Below are 16,174 nucleotides of genomic sequence, written 5' to 3'. Positions count from 1 at the left end.
GGGCGCCGACGATTCCCCCCAGGAGTGAAGCTGATGGTTTTCGGTACCACGCACAAGGTGAGGTCGCACCGGCTCGGCCGTCGCCGCAAGAAGGGCGGCAACCGTATGGTGGTGGCCCCCTGGATCGTGATCACGCTCGTGTGCGTGCTCGTCGCATCAGGTCTCACCTGGGGTTTCGTGGCGCTGATGCGGTCGGGTTGCTCCGGGCCGATGTACCGGGTGGCGATCGCGGCCGCACCGAGCCTCGCCGGGACCCTCGCCGACGCGGCGCAGGAATGGGAGGCGACGCAGCCCGAGGCGTCCACCGGGCAGTGCATCGGCGCCGAGATCAGGGAAGTGCCGACCGCGGTCGCCTCCAGCGAGTTCACCGGCGACTGGGACGTGAAATCGTTCGGGCCGCGCCCGATCGCGTGGGTCCCCGACTCCCAGGCGTGGGTGTCGAAGCTGGCCGCGAACGAGACCACCGCCGGGTTCGTCACCCGGGAACCGCTCGTCCTCGGCCAGGCCTCTTCCGTGCTGGCCGTGCCGAACTCGACGGCCACCGATCTCGGGTGGGTGGGCGGCGAAGCGCCCACTTGGACGGACGTGCTCACCGCCGCGCAGGGCGGGCAGATCTCGCTCGCGGCCGCCAATCCCCGCACCTCCACCGAGGGCCTCGTCGCGATGCTCAACGCCGCCGGGGACGGCTCGGGCGGGTTCTCCGCCGACGCCATGACCGCCTGGAGGGCCGCGACCGGCACCGGCACGCTCGCCGACAGCGCGGACGACCCGCTCACCGCTTACGGCGAGAGCCCCGACCCCACCGCTGCCATCACCGCCCTGGACTACCAGGTCGAGGACTTCAACGCCGAGAACGCGCCCGCCGACCCGCTCGTGCCGCTCGTTCCGTCCGATTCCGCGGTCGCCGCCGTCGCGACCTACCTCGTGCTCAGCGGCGGCTGGGTCTCCGATTCCGATGCCGCGATCGCCGAGCAGTTCGGGGACTTCCTCAAAGGCCGGGTCGAGTCCGGCGATTTCGAGGACACCGAACTGCGGGCCGTGGACGACCCTGCGGCCGCGCTGGCCCAGACCACGCCGGAGACCGTGGGTGCGGCGGTGGAGGCCTGGTCGGTGGGCCGCGACGCCCTGCACGTGCTGTTCCTCATCGACCGGTCGTCCTCCACCGACGCCGAGACCGTCGCCTACGGCGATGACGACCTCACCGCCGGGGACGCGGCCGTGCAGGCGGCCATCGCCACCGTGCGGGACATGGAGTCGAGCTACCGGGTCGGGGTGTGGGAGTACGGGGTCGGCGCGGGGGACGGGCAGCCCTACCGGGAGGTCACCGACCTGACCGAGCTCGACGACGACGGACGCGACACCCTCGAGACCGACCTGTACGCCGTCTCCAACAACAGCTACGACGGCGGCGCGCCCCTGTACGACACGCTCATAGCGGCCAGCGCGTTCATGAACGGGCAGGCCGGGGGCGGCGCGCGGAGCATCATCGTGGTCTTCACCAACTCGAGCAGGGACGAAGTGAGTGAAGGGAGTGCCGCCGATACCGCCGCGCAGTTGGCGGCGCCCACGGTGGTGTACACGGTCGGGTTCGGGCAGACCGACCCGGAGAACCTGACGACGCTTGCCACGGCCACGGGCGGCGCGTTCGTCCAGGCGCCCGGTGAGGGCGGCGTCCTCGACGTCATCGGCAGTTGAGGCCGGTGAAGTGAGCCACACGGCTCGGGCCGCGGGGCGCGGGCCCGGCGATACTGGAGGCATGCCGAACTTCCGTGCCGTCCGACCCGCTCCGCCGGGGGTGCCCGCGGCGTGCCGGGACCGGCTCGTGGAAGTGGACCGGTTCGAATGGCGGATCGGCGACGGCGGCGACCCCGCGGCGCTGGCGGCCGATTTCCGCGCCCGTCACCTCGTGCCCGGCGAAGGGGAGCATACCGGCGTGGACGGCACCGTCTGCGGTGTCGCCGTGCTGGTGTCCTCGGCTGCGGGGGCGGTCATGGTCGGCGGTGCGATCGGGGCTGCCAGCCCCGTCCCCGCGGTGCCCGATCTGGCGCTCGTCGCCTACGCCCACGGGCCCGCGGGTGAGGCGGCGTCGCTCGGGGCGTTCGCCGTGGGTCCTTGGGAGGCGTCGTGGTCCGGCGCGGACCACGCCGGGGCGGTCGTGGCCGTGCAGGAGGCGATCGGGCGCGGGGACGTGTACGTGGCCAACGTCGTGGGGCACCGCCGGGCCCGCTGGTCCGGGGATCCCGCCGGCATCGCCCGTGCCGCCTCCACGGTGACCGGAGCGAGTTGGGGCGGCGTCCTGGCCGGCGACGGCTGGCTCGTCGCCTCCGGTTCGCCCGAGTGCTTTCTCACCGCCGACCGTTCCACGGCGGCGACCTTCCCGATCAAGGGCACTGCACCGGCTACGGAGGACGGCAGGGTCGCGCTGCTCGCGTCGGTGAAGGAACGCGCCGAGCATGTCATGATCGTCGATCTCGAACGCAACGACCTCGCGCAGGTCGCCGCGCCCGGCACCGTCGCGGTCAAGGACCTCTTCCACATCGGCCGCTGGGCGGACCTGTGGCAGGCCGAGTCCACCGTGACCGCCGATCTCGCCCCCGGCACCGGCTTCGCCGATCTTTTGCGGGCCATGTGCCCGCCCGGATCGGTCACGGGCGCACCGAAACTCGCCGTCCTCGACCTGGTCGGCGGACTCGAGCCGGTCGGCCGGGGCCCGGCCATGGGCGCTTTCGGGTACCTCACCGGTGAGGCGGTGCGCCTGGGTGTCACGATCCGCACGGTCGCTCTCGACGCCGAGCACGCCCACATCTGGTCCGGCGGGGGCATCACCTGGCGCTCCGACCCGGAAGCCGAAGTGGCCGAAGCCGAAGCGAAGGCCGGGGGCGTCGCCGCGGCTCTGCGTTAAGGCCCGGGCCGAGCGCCAGATCGCGAGCGTCTGCTCCTTCGCCTGCTCTCGCAGCGCGTCGGGCCACTCCGCACGGTAGAGGCGCAGCCGCGGCGTCGAGGAGTCGAGCTCGACCACGCAGCCGAGCGCCATCGGCGGATCGGGGTGGACGCGACGCAGCCATACGGTCCCGGCATTGCCGTCGTCGCCGCTCACTTGGATAGTGCGATGTTCCAATTGGAACTGCCCTAGGATTTTCGGCTCGCTCATGCCCGAGTCCTCACCGTTTGTGTCCCACCGTTCAAAGGAAACCGCGGCGGACTCGTGTCAGCGAAGCGCCCCCGCGGGCCCGTATCAATCTTTCCCACCCGCGACCAGCCGTGTCAATACCCGATCCGGCACCTGCGGGGGTGAACTCCACTGGGAGCGGTCCATTGCGGAGGCCCAGGGGGCGAACCCGTCCCGCACCCCTCGGGGTGTGAAAAACTGTGGGGCGTGAGCGATGACGAGGATTTCAACGACATAGCCGAAGCCGCCTTCGACCTGGCCCGCAAAGGCGAGGCCGAACGGCTGATCCGCTTCGTCGAGACCGGCCTCCCGGTCGACCTGGTGAACGGCTCGGGCGACTCCCTGCTGATGCTGGCCGCCTACCACGGCCACGCCGACACCGTCCGCGCCCTCGTCAAAGCCGGGGCCGATGTGGAGCGTCGCAACGACCGCGACCAGTCCCCGCTCGCCGGAGCGGTCTTCAAGGACTACCGCGACGTCGTCGCCGCCCTCCTCGACGCCGGAGCCGACCCCGACGCCGGGACGCCCTCGGCCCGCCAGATCGCCGCGATGTTCGACCGGGACACCTTCAAATAGCTCAGAGGGCCTGCATGCCCTGCGGCAGCCGGCCCCAGGCGTGCAGGTCCGTGAGGTGCGCCTCCAGCGACGCCGCGAACGCCCCCGCCGCCTTCGTCAGCGGCGCCTCCCGCCTCGCCGCCAGAGCGATCGTGCGGCTCGCCCCGGGCGGCGCCAGCGGTGTCGCCCGCAACCCCGGTCGCCCCGCCGCGATCATCGCCGGCAGCAGCGCGATCCCCAGACCCGCCTCCACCAGCGACGCCACCGCGTCGGTCGCCCCGCCGTCCACCCCCGTGCGCGGGGTGAACCCCGCGCCCTCGCACGTCGTGATCGTCAGATCCCGCAGGTCGTAGCCGTGGGCGGGCAGCACGAACGCCTGCTCCCGCAGCTGCGGCAACCCGATGAACCCCTGCCTCGTCAACGGCGGCAGGTGCGCCGCCGAAGCGACCACGAGCGCCTCCGACAACAGCGGCTGGACACTGAGTCCCGCGTCTTCGGCCATGTCGCCCACCGTGAACGCCAAGTCCAGGTCCCCGGCGGTCAGCCGGTCGGTCAGCGGCCCCGAGCCGTCCTCGGTCAACGTCACCGTCACACCCGGGTGCGCCTCCAGATACCGGGTCAGCAGCGGCGCGATCAACCACGAGCACAGCGAGGGCGTCGCGCCCAGGCGCAGGTGCCCGGCCCGGACGGCGAGCACGTCGTCGATGTCCGAGCGGGCCGCCGTCACCGCCGCCGTGATCCGCCGCGCGTGCGGCAGCAGCGTCTGCCCGGCATCGGTCAACTCGATCCGGCCCCGCGCACGCGTGAACAGCGGCGCGCCGAGCTCCGATTCGAGCGCCTGGATCTGCTTGCTCAATGACGGTTGTGTCACACCGAGTTCTTCGGCCGCATGGGTGAAATGCCGGGTTTGTGCGACAGCGAGAAAGGCCTGAAGTTGCTGCGGACGCATCTTCATAACCTAACGGCATGAAAGACCGCCACGCCATGAATTGGACCCGTGACCCGCATCGCGTCTAGCCTCTGGACGTGTCTACGGATCTGCAACACCGCCCCGCCGCAAGGCCCGACAAACGCCCCCGGGCGCCCCAGGCGCCCTGGCGTTCCAACATCGGCCTCAAGATCGCCATGGCCGTCTCCGGCATCCTCCTCGTGCTGTTCCTCATCGTCCACATGGCCGGGAACCTGCACGTCTTCGAGGGCCGCGAGTCGATGAACGACTACGCGCACGGCCTGCGCACCCTCGGCGAGCCGCTCCTGCCCCACGAGAGCATCCTGTGGGTCCTGCGCATCGGCCTCATCGCCGCCGCCGCCGTCCACATCTGGTCCGCCGTCGTCCTCACCCGCCGCGCCCTCGCCGCCCGCCCGGTGCGCTACGCGTCCAAGAAACCCGCCAAGGGCGAGTCGCGCCACGCCGTCGCCACCATGCGCTGGGGCGCGGTCGTGGTCTTCTTCTTCGTCATCTGGCACCTGCTGGACCTGACCTGGCGCACCGTGAACCCGGTCAAGGACGTCCCCGACGCCTACGGCGCCGTCGTCGCCACCTTCAGCCCCGAGCGCTGGCCGGTCACCGTGTTCTACCTGCTGGCCCTCGCCGCCCTGTACTTCCACCTGCGCCACGGCATCTGGTCGGCCGTGCAGACCATCGCCGGCCCGAACACGAAGTGGCGCAAGCGCACGCAGGCGACCGGCCTGGCCGTCGCCCTCATCGTCGTCCTGGGGTTCGCCATCGTTCCCCTGTCGGTCACGTTCGGACTGGTGAACTGATATGAGCACTGACTTCTACCGCGAGGGCGAACCCGTCGCGGACGCGAAGGCCCCCGCCGGGCCCATCAGCGAACGCTGGGAGAAGCGCCGCTTCTCCGGGCGGCTGGTCAACCCGGCCAACCGCCGCAAGCTGCGCGTCATCGTCGTCGGCACCGGCCTCGCCGGCGCCTCCGCCGCCGCGACCCTCGGCGAACTCGGCTACCGGGTCGCCAACTACTGCTTCCAGGACTCCTCGCGCCGCGCCCACTCGATCGCCGCGCAGGGCGGCATCAACGCCGCGAAGAACTACCGCAACGACGGCGACAGCGTCCACCGCCTGTTCTACGACACCGTCAAGGGCGGCGACTTCCGCTCCCGCGAGTCGAACGTGCACCGCCTCGCCGAGGTCTCGACCGAGATCATCGACCAATGCGTGGCCCAAGGCGTCCCGTTCGCCCGCGAATACGGCGGCCTGCTCGACAACCGCTCCTTCGGCGGCGCGCAGGTCTCTCGCACGTTCTACGCCCGCGGCCAGACCGGCCAGCAGCTGCTCCTGGGCGCCTACCAGGCGCTGCAGCGCCAGGTCGCGGCCGGCACCGTCGACCTGCACACCCGCCACGAGATGCTCGAACTCGTCATCGTCGAGGGCAAGGCCCGCGGCATCGTCGTGCGCGACCTGGTGACCGGCGAGATCTCCACCGAACTCGCCGACGCCGTCGTCCTCGCCACCGGCGGGTACGGCAACGTGTACTTCCTGTCCACGAACGCCATGGGCTGCAACGTCACCGCCGGCTGGCGCGCCCACCGCAAGGGCGCCTACTTCGCCAACCCCTGCTACACGCAGATCCACCCGACCTGCATCCCGCAGTCGGGCGAGCACCAGTCGAAGCTCACGCTCATGTCCGAGTCGCTGCGCAACGACGGCCGCGTCTGGGTCCCCAAGCAGAAGGGCGACGACCGCCACCCCGCGGACATCCCCGAGGACGAGCGCGACTACTACCTCGAACGCCGCTACCCGGCCTTCGGCAACCTCGTGCCCCGCGACATCGCCTCCCGCGCCGCCAAAGTCGTGTGCGACGAGGGCCACGGGGTCGGCCCCGGCGGGCTCGGCGTCTACCTCGACTTCGCCGCCGCGATCGAGCGCCTCGGCAAGAAGGCCGTGGAAGCCAAGTACGGCAACCTGTTCGACATGTACGAGCGGATCACCGGAGAGAACCCGTACGAGCGCCCCATGCGCATCTACCCGGCCGTGCACTACACCATGGGCGGCCTGTGGGTCGACTACGACCTCTCCTCCAACATCCCGGGCCTGTTCGTGGCCGGCGAGGCGAACTTCTCCGACCACGGCGCCAACCGCCTCGGCGCGTCCGCGCTCATGCAGGGCCTCTCCGACGGCTACTTCGTCCTGCCCAACACGATCTCGGACTACCTCGCCGACGGGCCCTTCGACGCCCTCGACGAGACCCACGAGGACGTCGTCGCCGCCCGCAAGGCCGTCGACGACCGTATCGGCTTCTTCCTGAACAACGACGGCGACCGCACCGTCGACTCCTTCCACCGCGAACTCGGCAAGATCATGTGGGAGTACTGCGGCATGGAGCGCACCGACGAGGGCCTGCGCAAGGCCATCGGGCTCATCCGCGGCCTCAAGGACGAGTTCTACCGGCGCGTCAAGGTCACCGGGAAGAACGAGCAGCTCAACCAGGAGCTCGAGAAGGCCGGCCGCGTCGCCGACTTCCTCGAACTCGGCGAGCTCATGTGCATCGACGCCCTCCACCGCACCGAATCGTGCGGCGGGCACTTCCGCGCCGAGTCCCAGACCGAGGACGGCGAGGCCAAGCGCGACGACGAGCACTTCTCGTACGTCGCGGCCTGGGAGTTCGGGGAGGACGCGCCCGTCCTCCACAAGGAAGCCCTCGAGTTCGAATACGTCAAGCCCACCCAACGGAGCTACAAGTGAAGCTGTCTCTGCGAATCTGGCGCCAGAGCGACGCCCAGGCCGAGGGCAAGATGGTGTCCTACGAGATCGACGAGGTCTCCGAGGACGCCTCGTTCCTGGAGATGCTCGACGTGCTCAACGAGCGTCTCATCGGCGAGGGCGAGGACCCGGTCGCGTTCGACCACGACTGCCGCGAAGGCATCTGCGGCGCCTGCTCCCTCGTCATCGACGGCCAGCCGCACGGCCCGCAGGCCGCCACCACCACCTGCCAGCTGCACATGCGCAAGTTCAAGGACGGCGACTCGATCGACATCGAGCCGTGGCGGGCGGGCGCGTTCCCGGTCATCAAGGACCTCGTCGTCGACCGCTCCGCGTTCGACCGGATCATCCAGGCCGGCGGGTACATCTCCGCGCCGACCGGGACCGCGCCGGACGCCCACGCGGTGCCGATCCCCAAGCAGGACGCCGACGCCGCCTTCAGCGCCGCCGCGTGCATCGGCTGCGGCGCCTGCGTCGCCGCCTGCCCCAACGGCTCCGGCATGCTCTTCATGGGCGCCAAGGTCACCCACCTGAGCCTCATGCCGCAGGGCCAGCCCGAGCGCGCCACCCGCGTGCTCGGCATGGTCGCCGCCCACGACGAGGCCGGCTTCGGCGGGTGCACCAACACCGGCGAATGCGCCGCCGCGTGCCCCAAGGAGATCGGGCTCGACGTCATCGGCAAGCTCAACCGCGACTTCCGCAAGGCCGCCATCCGCGCCGCCTAGCGAGAACGTGAAGAAGCCCCCCGGCTCTCGCCGGGGGGCTTCCCGTTTCTCCTGCCCCGCGTGAGCGGGGAGACTCCGGGGGAAATACGCCCCACGTGAGTGGGTAATGCCGCCCCATGTGAACAACGACCCGGGCCCGGTGAGGTCGCGGCACATGACCGTGACCCGTGTCTCTCTTCGGAATCCTTGCGGCTGACGCAACGTCAGACCCTACCGTCGGAACCGCACGACGAACGAAGGAGCGCATCAATGGACGTCTGGACGACCGCCGAGGTCGCCCGCCTGGCCGGCGTCTCGGCCCGCACCCTGCGCCACTACGACGCCATCGGCCTCCTCGAGCCGGCCTCCCACGGCCCCGGCGGCCTGCGCCGCTACGGCAGGCCCGACCAGGCCGTCGTCGAACGCGCCTGGGAGACCCTCCAGGAGCTCACCCCCGAAGAGCGCCGCGCGATTCCCGAGGCGTTCAACGACATCAACGCCCGCCGCCGGGCCGGCAAGGCCGCCGACGACCCCGACGTGCAGGACGTCGTCGTCGACCACTACCGGCTCATCGCCGAGCACTGGGGCGACCGGCCCAACGCCGAGGCCTACCGGGGGGCTCGGCGGGCTCTACACCGACGAACCCCGCCTCAAGGACACCTACGACCAGGTGGGCGACGGCTTCGCCGCCTACATGCGAGCGGCCATGGACGCCTACGCCGCGGCCAACCTCTGACCCGTGGGCGGCCCGAACGGGCCGCCCCAGCACGCTCCACCCGTTAGGCTGGGCCGCATGCGCGGACCCCGAATCCTGTACCGCTGGTATGCGAGGCGCTTGCGCCGCAACCTGAACGCCGAGCTCTTGCCCCGGCACGTCGCCGTCGCCATGGACGGAAACCGGCGCTGGGCGCGGCAACAGGGCTTCGACGACCCCGGCGTCGGCCACCGCCACGGCGCCGAGCACCTCGAAGACCTCCTCGACTGGTGCGCCGGGATCGGCATCGGCCACGTCACCGTCTACGTCGCCTCCACCGACAACCTCCGCAAACGCGACGGCGGCGAGATCGCCCACCTCATGGCGATGATCGAGGAGATCGTCGCCGAACGCCTCATGAGGCCCGGCAACCAGTGGCGCCTCCACATCGCCGGACGCCTCGACGACGTGCCCGACGCGACCGCGCACGCCCTCAAGACCGCCTGCGAGGCCACCGCCGACCGCACCGGCGGGCACCTCACGGTGGCCATCGGCTACGACGGCCAGGACGAAATCGTCGACGCGGTCCGCGCCCTGCTCGACACCGAAGCGGCCCAGGGCACCACGATCGGCGAACTCGCCGCGCGACTGACCGCCGCCGACATCGGCGCCCACCGGTACACCCCCGACCTGCCGCAGGCCGACCTCATCATCCGCACCAGCGGCGAGCGGCGCCTCTCGAGCTTCCTGCTGTGGCAGTCCGCCGGCGCCGAACTGTCCTTCTGCGACGTCTACTGGCCGGGCTTCCGGGAGGTCGACTTCCTGCGCGCACTCCGCGACTTCGCGAAGCGCCGCTCGGCCTAGGCCTGCCCCGTGCATCAGGGCGAGGCCGTATCCGAGTCCGTTCGCTCGCAAGACGGAGGGGCCGCCGCATACACCACCGGTATGCAGCGGCCCCCGCAACGCGGCGAACGGGCCGGACAGGTTCCGGTTCACCGGAGAGGCCCTAGGCGGTCCAAGGCGGGGTCATCTTCGCGTCCTCCTTGCCGGGCATGTAGGCCCGCATGCCGGCCGGGCCGGTACAGATCGCGGTGAAGCCGTCCGGGCCCGGGGTGAACCGGCGGGCCGCGTCGGCTTCGATCACGATCGTGTCGCCCGCCGACAGGTCGGCGTGGGCGCCGTCGACGGTCACGGCGACATCGCCGGAGAGGACGACCCAGACCTGCTCGGCGTCGATGTGGTGCAGGGGGCCGGGGGTCTCGGCGGCGGCCTCGACCTTCCACAGCGGCGCGGCCGCGCCGCCGAGGCCGGGGGAGGCGAAGGTGGTCATGGCCGCCGCGGGGGTCTCTGAGCGGCGGGATGCAGTACTGCGGACGATGCGCACGAGAGGCGTCTCCTAAGATGGACAACGTGGTTACCCATATAGTAAACCTGGTTGTCGATCATGGTTGAACCGACCCCCGGCTACGAACTCCCGCTCCAGCTCTTCGCCGCGTTCCGCGCCATCATCGACGCCGCCCACGACGACCTCGCCCGCCACGGCTACCCCGACGTCAAACCCATGCACGGCTTCGTCTTCCAGGCCATCGGCACACAGGGGACCACCGCCGTCGAACTCGGCGCGCGCCTCGGCGTCAGCAAGCAGGCCGCCGGCAAGACCATCGCCAACCTCGAGAAACTCGGCTACGTCGAACGCGCCGCCGACCCGAACGACGCCCGCCGCAAACTCGTGCGCCTCACCGCCCACGGCCTCGACATGCTCGCCGTCTCCGCCCGCAGCTTCGACGCCATCCAAGCCCAGTGGGCCGAAACCATCGGCCCCGAACGACTCGCCGCACTCCAGAACGACCTGCGCACCCTCGCCCCGGGAGAACTGCTCCGCCTCGACGTCCCCGGCTGGTTCAGCGGCGACCGGTGAACCGGCACCGAGCCACGCCTCAGCGCCTCGGGTCCCCGTACGCGGTGATGAAACGATGCGCCGCCACCACCAGCGGCTCATGTTCGGCCGCCGCATGGCGCGTCCGCAGCCGCTCGCACAACTCCGCCAGCGCGGCCGCGAGGTCGCCGAGGATCGGCCCCTGCTTCCCGGTCGCCGTGAGCGCCATCAGCATCGCCAGCCACGCCGGACCGTGATCGCGGAAGTTCAAGTGCAGGTTCCGCTCACCGAGCCGATCGGCCGCCGTCAGCAGATAGTGGACCTCGGTGGCGATGCGCCAAGCCAGGTTCGGATGCGTCGAAGCCAGCGCCTCCACCGCCGGCTCGACCGTATGGAGCGCGACGGCCGCGAGCCCCGGATCGCAGCGGGCGCTCACCGTCACCGGCGCCTCCCGCCCGGCCGGGTCGGGGCACAGCCGCTCGATCAGGCCCGGATCGAAGAACGCGCCCATGCGCATCGCGGTCTCCAACGCCGCCCGCAGCGTCAACGGGATCGGCGCCGACGGCGGCGAGACGCCTGGGAAGTGCCGTGTGAGGAGGTCGGACGCGCCCCGCGCGTGCCCCGCACGGCCCGCGCCCGCATGCAGCGCGGCCGCCAGACGCAGACTGTCGCGCAGCAGCACGGCCGTGCCGTCCAACCCGATGCCCTCCGCGCCGAACCCGCCAGGGGCGGCCTGCCGGGCCGCAATGAGCATCCGGGCCGCCTGATCCGCCGCGCCGACGGCCAGATCCGGGTCCGCCGCGCGGGCGAACACCCGCGCGGCCCGCGCGATCGCGTCCGCCAGCGTCGTGAAACCCGGACTCCCCGGGTCCGCCGGATCCACATCGTCGAGCAGCCCCAAGGCCGCGTCCGCCTCCGTCGCCGCCGTCAGCAGCCGCCCCGCGCCCACCGCGGCCTCGGCCAGATCCAGGCGCGCCGCCGCCCGCTCCACGGTCCCCGTCTGCAGGCCCGCCGTGATCGTCACCCGCTCCCGTTGCGCGGCATACGCCTCGGCGACTTCGCCGACGGCCGCGTGCGACACCGCCAGATCCGCCAGCAGCTCCGCGAAATCGCTCCGCGTGCCCCGGTCCTCCGGGTGCACCGCCAGGCAGCCGCGGAACTCGCCTTCGGCATGCGCGTAGATGGCAAGGGCGCCTTGATGGTTGCCCGCGGCCGCCAACTTCGCGGCATCGCGGTGCGTCCGTCGGGCGTGGCGCCGATTGGGCATGCGGACTCCTCAATGAGGGATCGAGGCTGTGCGCGCGCCGCTGATGGCACTGTCGGGCGGCGCGTCGGCTTCGGGCCCTTCATCGTAGACGCACCGCACCGGTGCGCGGATCCGCCGATCAGCCGATGACGACCTGCTCCGGCCCCGGATGCCCCAAGAACCGGTCATGCGAGATCTCCCATCCGTACGCCCCGGCATTGGCGAACACCAGACGGTCTCCGATGGCGAGCGACGACACGCGCTGGCCGCTGTTCAGCACGTCCCGCGGCGTGCACAGCTCCCCGCACACCCGCACCTCCACGTCCGACCACACCGGGCCACTGCGCGGGCCCGGCACCACCGCGAACGGATGCGCGTACCCCCACGCCGCCGGCAGCCGGAAATGGTGCGTCCCCCCGCGCACCACCGCGAACGCCTGCCCCCCGACGGTCTTCAGATCCAGGACCTCGGCCACGTACCAGCCCGCCGGCGCCGCCGCGTACCGGCCCGGCTCGAACACCAGCTCCGCCCCGCCCGCCTCCAAACCCCGGAGGCCCTCCGCCAGCGCGGCCAGATCGATCCGCGCCCCGCGCGGATCGGAGCCGAGCCCGCCGCCGACGTTCACATACCGCAGCTCGAAACGGCCGCGCGCCGCCGCGTGCGACCACGCGAGGGACTCGCGCACATGCCACGCGTACGCCTCGGCCTCAAGGCAGTTCGACACCGCGTGCAGATGGAACCCGACCAGGTCCAGACCCAGGCCGAGGGCGCGGACGATCGCCGCCGGTACCTCCGCCTCGTCGAAGCCGAACGGCGTCGGCACGCCCGTCATCTGATGCGTCCCCGGCAGCGCCCGGCCCCGGTTGACGCGCAACGCGACCGGCCCGGTGAACCCGGCCGCCGCGAGCCCGTCGAGCTCGCGCGCGCTCTCGGCGTGCATCCACAACGGCGTCTCGCACGCCGCCGCCGCGGCCAGATCGGCCGGTGTCTTCGCCGGCCCCGAGAACGCCAGCCGCGCCGCCCCCGCCGCCCGGGCCGCCGCCAGCTCACCGCCGGAGGCGCACTCCACGCCGTGCGCGGCCCGCACCGCGGCCGTCAGGACCGCCGGGTTCGCGCACGCCTTCATCGCGTACAGCACGGTGCTGCCGGGCAGGGCCTCGCGCAGGGCCTCCAGGAACGCGCTGACGCGTGCCGGGTCGTAGATCCACGCGCTGGCGGGGGATCGCAGTGCCCGGACGTGCCGGTCGAGGGCGGGGTGCCCGTGCACCGGGGTTTCGGCGAGCGGATTGTCCACTGGGGTCTCGATGGTCTCGCCTGGGTGCAGGCGCATGGTCAGCAGGGCTTTCGTGGGCTGCCGGGGTGCGAGATAGGCGTCGCGTTCGGCCTTCGAGAGGCGACCGCCGAGTTCGGCGGCCAGGTCGGCCCAGAAGGCCGCCCCGTCCAGGCCCAGGTCGCGTTCGAGGACCGCGACCAGGGCCGCGACGTGGTTCTGGAACAGCGTGTACGCGACCTTCGCCCGCACCTGGTCCATGCTCGGAGCGTTCACCGGGCTGCCTTGGGGCAGTTCGAGATCCCACGGGAGGGTCGGCAGGTGGACGCGGGCGCCGCCGAGGTCGCGGGAGACCGGGAAGACCGGATCGGGCCCGCGCATCGCGACGATGCTGTTCTGCAGGTGCGCCTCCAGGCCGATGCCGGCTTCGGCGAGGCGCAGCACGGGACGGGCGAACAGGTCCGTGTAGCGGCGGATCCACGCGTCGGGGTCGCCGGACCATCGCGCGTACTCGGCGGCGAGGCTGAGGCCCGTCACCGGTGAGGTCGCGGTGAGGGCCGTCGCCGGGACGTAGACGATCCCCTCGGACTCGAGGCGGGCGAGCGGGGCCCGGGCGAGCGCGGTGAGGTCGCGCGAACCGGGCAGCCACGCCCCTGCGACGTCCATGGCGATGCGGTGCCGCGACTCGGTCCCGTCGTCGCCGACACGGTGGACGCGGCCGATCAGCGCGGACAGGCGCGGTCCCAGCAGCGCGGTCGCGGGGGAGATGTCGCGCCGCGTCGAGGTGATGTGGATCCCCAAGGCCAGCTTGAGGAACCCGGGCGCGTCGTGTCCGGCGAGGGTGCGGATCGCGGCGGTCGGCCAGGCCGGGACCGTCGCCTCCAGGACGTGCAGCCGCCCCGAGTCGAACAGGTCCCGGTGGCCCGGCAGGATCCGGTGCTCCAGCTGCCACGGGTGCACCGGGAGCACCCGGTCGGGCAGGTCGAGGCCGCGCAGCATCGGGTGGTCGCGGAAGTCCTCACCGGAGTACTCCAGGACCCCGGCGCGGTCGGCGACGAGCCGGATCCGGATCGGCCGGGTCGCCTCCAGGTCGTACCGTTCCCGGTCGGCCCGGTCCCAGCCGAGGCGGGTGCGCGCGCACGGATGCAGCTGGTGGCCTTCGGTGGCGAGGGTTTCGAGCAGTCGCGCGGTCGTGTGGACGTCGCGCCCGCACGAGGCGACGAGCTCGGCGAGGCTCCCGGCCCCGGCCCGCGCCGCGAGGGCGGCGAGATGGCGGCCGCGCCGCTCGGCACGAGTCCGGGCGTGCGCCAGGCCCTCGCGCGCCGAGTGCAGTTCGGCGGCGAGGTGCTCGGGCACCGCCCCGCCGAGGATCGCCTCAAGGGTCTTGACCGGGTCCTCGTCCGGCCCGTCCACCTCGAGCTGGTTGAAGGCCCGCTCTCGGGCGCCTTCGGGTAGGGGCCGGTCGCGGAAGCCGCCCAGGTTCTCACGCCACGCGGCGGCCTTGATCTGCGAGGCGAGGTTCACGCCGCCGCCAGGGGGTTGTCGACCGGGACCCAGATGTCCTCGGTGGGCCGGTCGGCCAGGCGCATCGCGGTGGTGGCCTTCATGGTCCATGGTTCGGTCCGCAGCGCCTGGGCGGCGCTGCCGCCGAGGTCGGCCAGCGCGCGGTCGACGGCGCGCCACCACCGGCCCGGATCGGCATCGGTCCACGTGGCGAGTGCGTCCACGAGCGCGGTCAACGTGGTCGGGAAGAGCGCCGCGGTGAGCTTGCGCAGCCGCTCGTCGGCGTCGTCGGTCTGCAGGTCGCCTTCGAGGGCGGGCCAGCCGGTCTTGGGGACGCGCACGCCGCCGAAGTCGCGGTACACGAGGCCGGTGGGCCGATCGCCGGTGAAGGACGCGAGGGCGTTCTGCCCGTGCGCTTCGAGCGCGACACCGGTCGCCTCGAACAGCCGCACGGGCGCGAGCGCCACCGCAACGAGGGCCTCCCACCAGGCGTCGAGGTCGTCTCCGGCGAGCGCGGCCCCGATCGGCCGACCATCGGCCGGGTCGGGTTCGGCAAGGGCCGCAAGGGGAACTGCACGCGGATGGCCGACAGTGTGCGGAGCCGGGCGGACTACGGCGGCCAGATGCGACAGCGGTTCGCCCGACCGGCCGCGGGCGATGGCCGCGCGTTCCCGCAACAGCGTGATCCCTTGCGCGGCGGCCGAGCCGGCCAGGTACCGCGAGAGCAACGGGCCGTTGTGCACCGACGCGGGGGAGACGTGCCGGACCGCCGAGGTCAACTGCAAATCCACAGCGGTCTTGATGTGCAGGTCCCCGGTCGAGACCGTGCGCAGGCTCATCAACGGCGCCGCATCGCGGAAGGTCCGCACCGGTTTCGTCAGCCCGTGGCGCGCGGCCTGCCAAGGATGGACCGGCAGCTGCTCCGACCGCCCGCACACGCTCAACCAGATCGCCGGTTCCTCGAGCCCTTTGCGCTCGAAGAGCCCCAAGTCGATCCGGGCTCCGTGCTCGGGCGCGTACGCGCGGATCTCGTCATCCGTGAGCTCGCCCCTGGAGCGCGCCAGCGGATGCGTCGGATGCCCCAGCAGTACCGCCTGTTCGAACCACGTGCTGGGGTCGGCATGGAACGCGCCGGCGCCCGCCCACACATCGGCGGGATGCGGCCGGGCGGCCTCCAGCGCAAGCGCGGTGCCGCGAACGGCTGCGTCGATCTCGGCGGTGAACCGCGCGGCATGCGGCGAACCGGAACTCAGCGACGCGGCCAGTTCAGCGGCGGTGGTTCCGGCCGCCTTGCCCGGCAGCGGCTCGCGGGCCGCGGCAGACCGCAGGCGCCCGGCGACGATCGCGTCGGCGCGCCGGGCGGTGGTCGGGTCGTGGCCGGTCGCGTCGTTGCGGTCGGTGGCGTTCACCTGATGTTCTCCAAGGAAGTCCCGTCC

13 protein-coding genes and 2 pseudogenes are annotated in these 16,174 nt (G+C 72.1%); 10 read left to right on the top strand and 5 right to left on the bottom strand.

Annotation, left to right across the window (positions count from 1 at the left end; genetic code table 11):
• Positions 1-33: 33 nt before the first annotated feature.
• The 3 genes from JHY01_RS19960 to JHY01_RS26900 all read left to right on the top strand — a co-directional run bounded on the left by JHY01_RS19960 (position 34) and on the right by JHY01_RS26900 (position 3,745).
• The gene (locus JHY01_RS19960; RefSeq protein ID WP_205327444.1) at positions 34-1,695 is read left to right on the top strand and encodes a VWA domain-containing protein; all 1,662 of its coding nucleotides are present in this window, start codon (positions 34-36) and stop codon (positions 1,693-1,695) included.
• 61 nt (positions 1,696-1,756) lie between these two features.
• The gene (locus JHY01_RS19955) at positions 1,757-2,902 is read left to right on the top strand and encodes a chorismate-binding protein (protein WP_205327443.1); all 1,146 of its coding nucleotides are present in this window, start codon (positions 1,757-1,759) and stop codon (positions 2,900-2,902) included.
• 474 nt (positions 2,903-3,376) lie between these two features.
• Positions 3,377-3,745 carry an ankyrin repeat domain-containing protein gene (locus JHY01_RS26900; protein WP_205327442.1) on the top strand — a complete coding sequence of 123 codons (369 nt, stop codon included), beginning with the start codon at positions 3,377-3,379 and terminating at the stop codon, positions 3,743-3,745.
• A gap of 1 nt (position 3,746) precedes the next feature.
• Here JHY01_RS26900 and JHY01_RS19945 read toward each other — a convergent pair whose 3' ends face one another.
• Positions 3,747-4,673: a LysR family transcriptional regulator gene (locus JHY01_RS19945; RefSeq protein ID WP_205327441.1), complete on the bottom strand. Its 927-nt coding sequence runs from the start codon at positions 4,671-4,673 to the stop codon at positions 3,747-3,749.
• Between the two features lie 77 nt (positions 4,674-4,750).
• Here JHY01_RS19945 and JHY01_RS19940 point away from each other — a divergent pair, with 77 nt between their 5' ends.
• From JHY01_RS19940 to uppS, 6 genes and pseudogenes are all read left to right on the top strand, one after another.
• Positions 4,751-5,488, top strand: coding sequence for a succinate dehydrogenase cytochrome b subunit (locus JHY01_RS19940; RefSeq protein ID WP_205327440.1), 738 nt, complete (start codon positions 4,751-4,753; stop codon positions 5,486-5,488).
• A 1-nt stretch (position 5,489) separates the two neighbouring features.
• A complete protein-coding gene (locus JHY01_RS19935) occupies positions 5,490-7,427 on the top strand; it encodes a fumarate reductase/succinate dehydrogenase flavoprotein subunit (protein ID WP_205327439.1) in 1,938 nt (645 codons plus the stop codon).
• Entirely contained in the window at positions 7,424-8,170 is a 747-nt protein-coding gene (locus tag JHY01_RS19930; protein ID WP_205327438.1) for a succinate dehydrogenase/fumarate reductase iron-sulfur subunit, read from the top strand. The genes JHY01_RS19935 and JHY01_RS19930 overlap by 4 nt, the downstream gene beginning before the upstream one ends.
• Before the next feature lie 249 nt (positions 8,171-8,419).
• Positions 8,420-8,758: pseudogene (locus JHY01_RS19925) on the top strand (MerR family DNA-binding transcriptional regulator); the annotation flags it as partial.
• Positions 8,759-8,816: 58 nt separating this feature from the next.
• Positions 8,817-8,885: pseudogene (locus JHY01_RS28185) on the top strand (hypothetical protein); the annotation flags it as partial.
• Positions 8,886-8,942: 57 nt separating this feature from the next.
• Positions 8,943-9,707 (top strand): polyprenyl diphosphate synthase, encoded by a 765-nt coding sequence (gene uppS, locus JHY01_RS19920; RefSeq protein WP_205327436.1) that lies wholly within the window; start codon positions 8,943-8,945, stop codon positions 9,705-9,707.
• Between the two features lie 142 nt (positions 9,708-9,849).
• On the opposite strand, the gene JHY01_RS19915 is transcribed toward uppS, so the two are convergent.
• Positions 9,850-10,227, bottom strand: a complete 378-nt coding sequence (locus JHY01_RS19915) for a cupin domain-containing protein (RefSeq protein ID WP_205327435.1) — start codon at positions 10,225-10,227, stop codon at positions 9,850-9,852.
• A 60-nt stretch (positions 10,228-10,287) separates the two neighbouring features.
• Here JHY01_RS19915 and JHY01_RS19910 point away from each other — a divergent pair, with 60 nt between their 5' ends.
• Positions 10,288-10,761, top strand: a complete 474-nt coding sequence (locus JHY01_RS19910) for a MarR family winged helix-turn-helix transcriptional regulator (RefSeq protein ID WP_205327434.1) — start codon at positions 10,288-10,290, stop codon at positions 10,759-10,761.
• A 19-nt stretch (positions 10,762-10,780) separates the two neighbouring features.
• Here the strand turns inward: JHY01_RS19910 and JHY01_RS19905 are convergent, their stop codons facing one another.
• The 3 genes from JHY01_RS19905 to JHY01_RS19895 all read right to left on the bottom strand — a co-directional run bounded on the left by JHY01_RS19905 (position 10,781) and on the right by JHY01_RS19895 (position 16,147).
• Complete coding sequence (locus JHY01_RS19905; RefSeq protein ID WP_205327433.1) at positions 10,781-11,986, bottom strand: hypothetical protein; 1,206 nt, start codon at positions 11,984-11,986, stop codon at positions 10,781-10,783.
• A gap of 118 nt (positions 11,987-12,104) precedes the next feature.
• The gene (locus tag JHY01_RS19900; protein WP_205327432.1) at positions 12,105-14,759 is read right to left on the bottom strand and encodes an IucA/IucC family protein; all 2,655 of its coding nucleotides are present in this window, start codon (positions 14,757-14,759) and stop codon (positions 12,105-12,107) included.
• Positions 14,756-16,147: an IucA/IucC family protein gene (locus JHY01_RS19895; protein WP_205327431.1), complete on the bottom strand. Its 1,392-nt coding sequence runs from the start codon at positions 16,145-16,147 to the stop codon at positions 14,756-14,758. The genes JHY01_RS19900 and JHY01_RS19895 overlap by 4 nt, the downstream gene beginning before the upstream one ends.
• Positions 16,148-16,174: the final 27 nt, after the last annotated feature.

Origin of the sequence: Glycomyces sp. YM15, assembly GCF_016918015.1 — a bacterium.
In the GTDB taxonomy this organism is placed as follows: domain Bacteria; phylum Actinomycetota; class Actinomycetes; order Mycobacteriales; family Micromonosporaceae; genus Glycomyces.
This window is presented reverse-complemented; position numbering and strand designations above follow the sequence as displayed.

Excerpts from the sequence above, each read along its gene's own strand:
- JHY01_RS19955 (WP_205327443.1), top strand. The coding sequence starts at position 1,757 with ATGCCGAACTTCCGTGCCGTCCGACCCGCTCCGCCGGGGGTGCCCGCG.
- JHY01_RS19960 (WP_205327444.1), top strand. The coding sequence starts at position 34 with ATGGTTTTCGGTACCACGCACAAGGTGAGGTCGCACCGGCTCGGCCGT.
- JHY01_RS19945 (WP_205327441.1), bottom strand. The coding sequence starts at position 4,673 with ATGCGTCCGCAGCAACTTCAGGCCTTTCTCGCTGTCGCACAAACCCGG.
- JHY01_RS19910 (WP_205327434.1), top strand. The coding sequence starts at position 10,288 with ATGGTTGAACCGACCCCCGGCTACGAACTCCCGCTCCAGCTCTTCGCC.
- uppS (WP_205327436.1), top strand. The coding sequence starts at position 8,943 with ATGCGCGGACCCCGAATCCTGTACCGCTGGTATGCGAGGCGCTTGCGC.
- JHY01_RS19905 (WP_205327433.1), bottom strand. The coding sequence starts at position 11,986 with ATGCCCAATCGGCGCCACGCCCGACGGACGCACCGCGATGCCGCGAAG.
- JHY01_RS19935 (WP_205327439.1), top strand. The coding sequence starts at position 5,490 with ATGAGCACTGACTTCTACCGCGAGGGCGAACCCGTCGCGGACGCGAAG.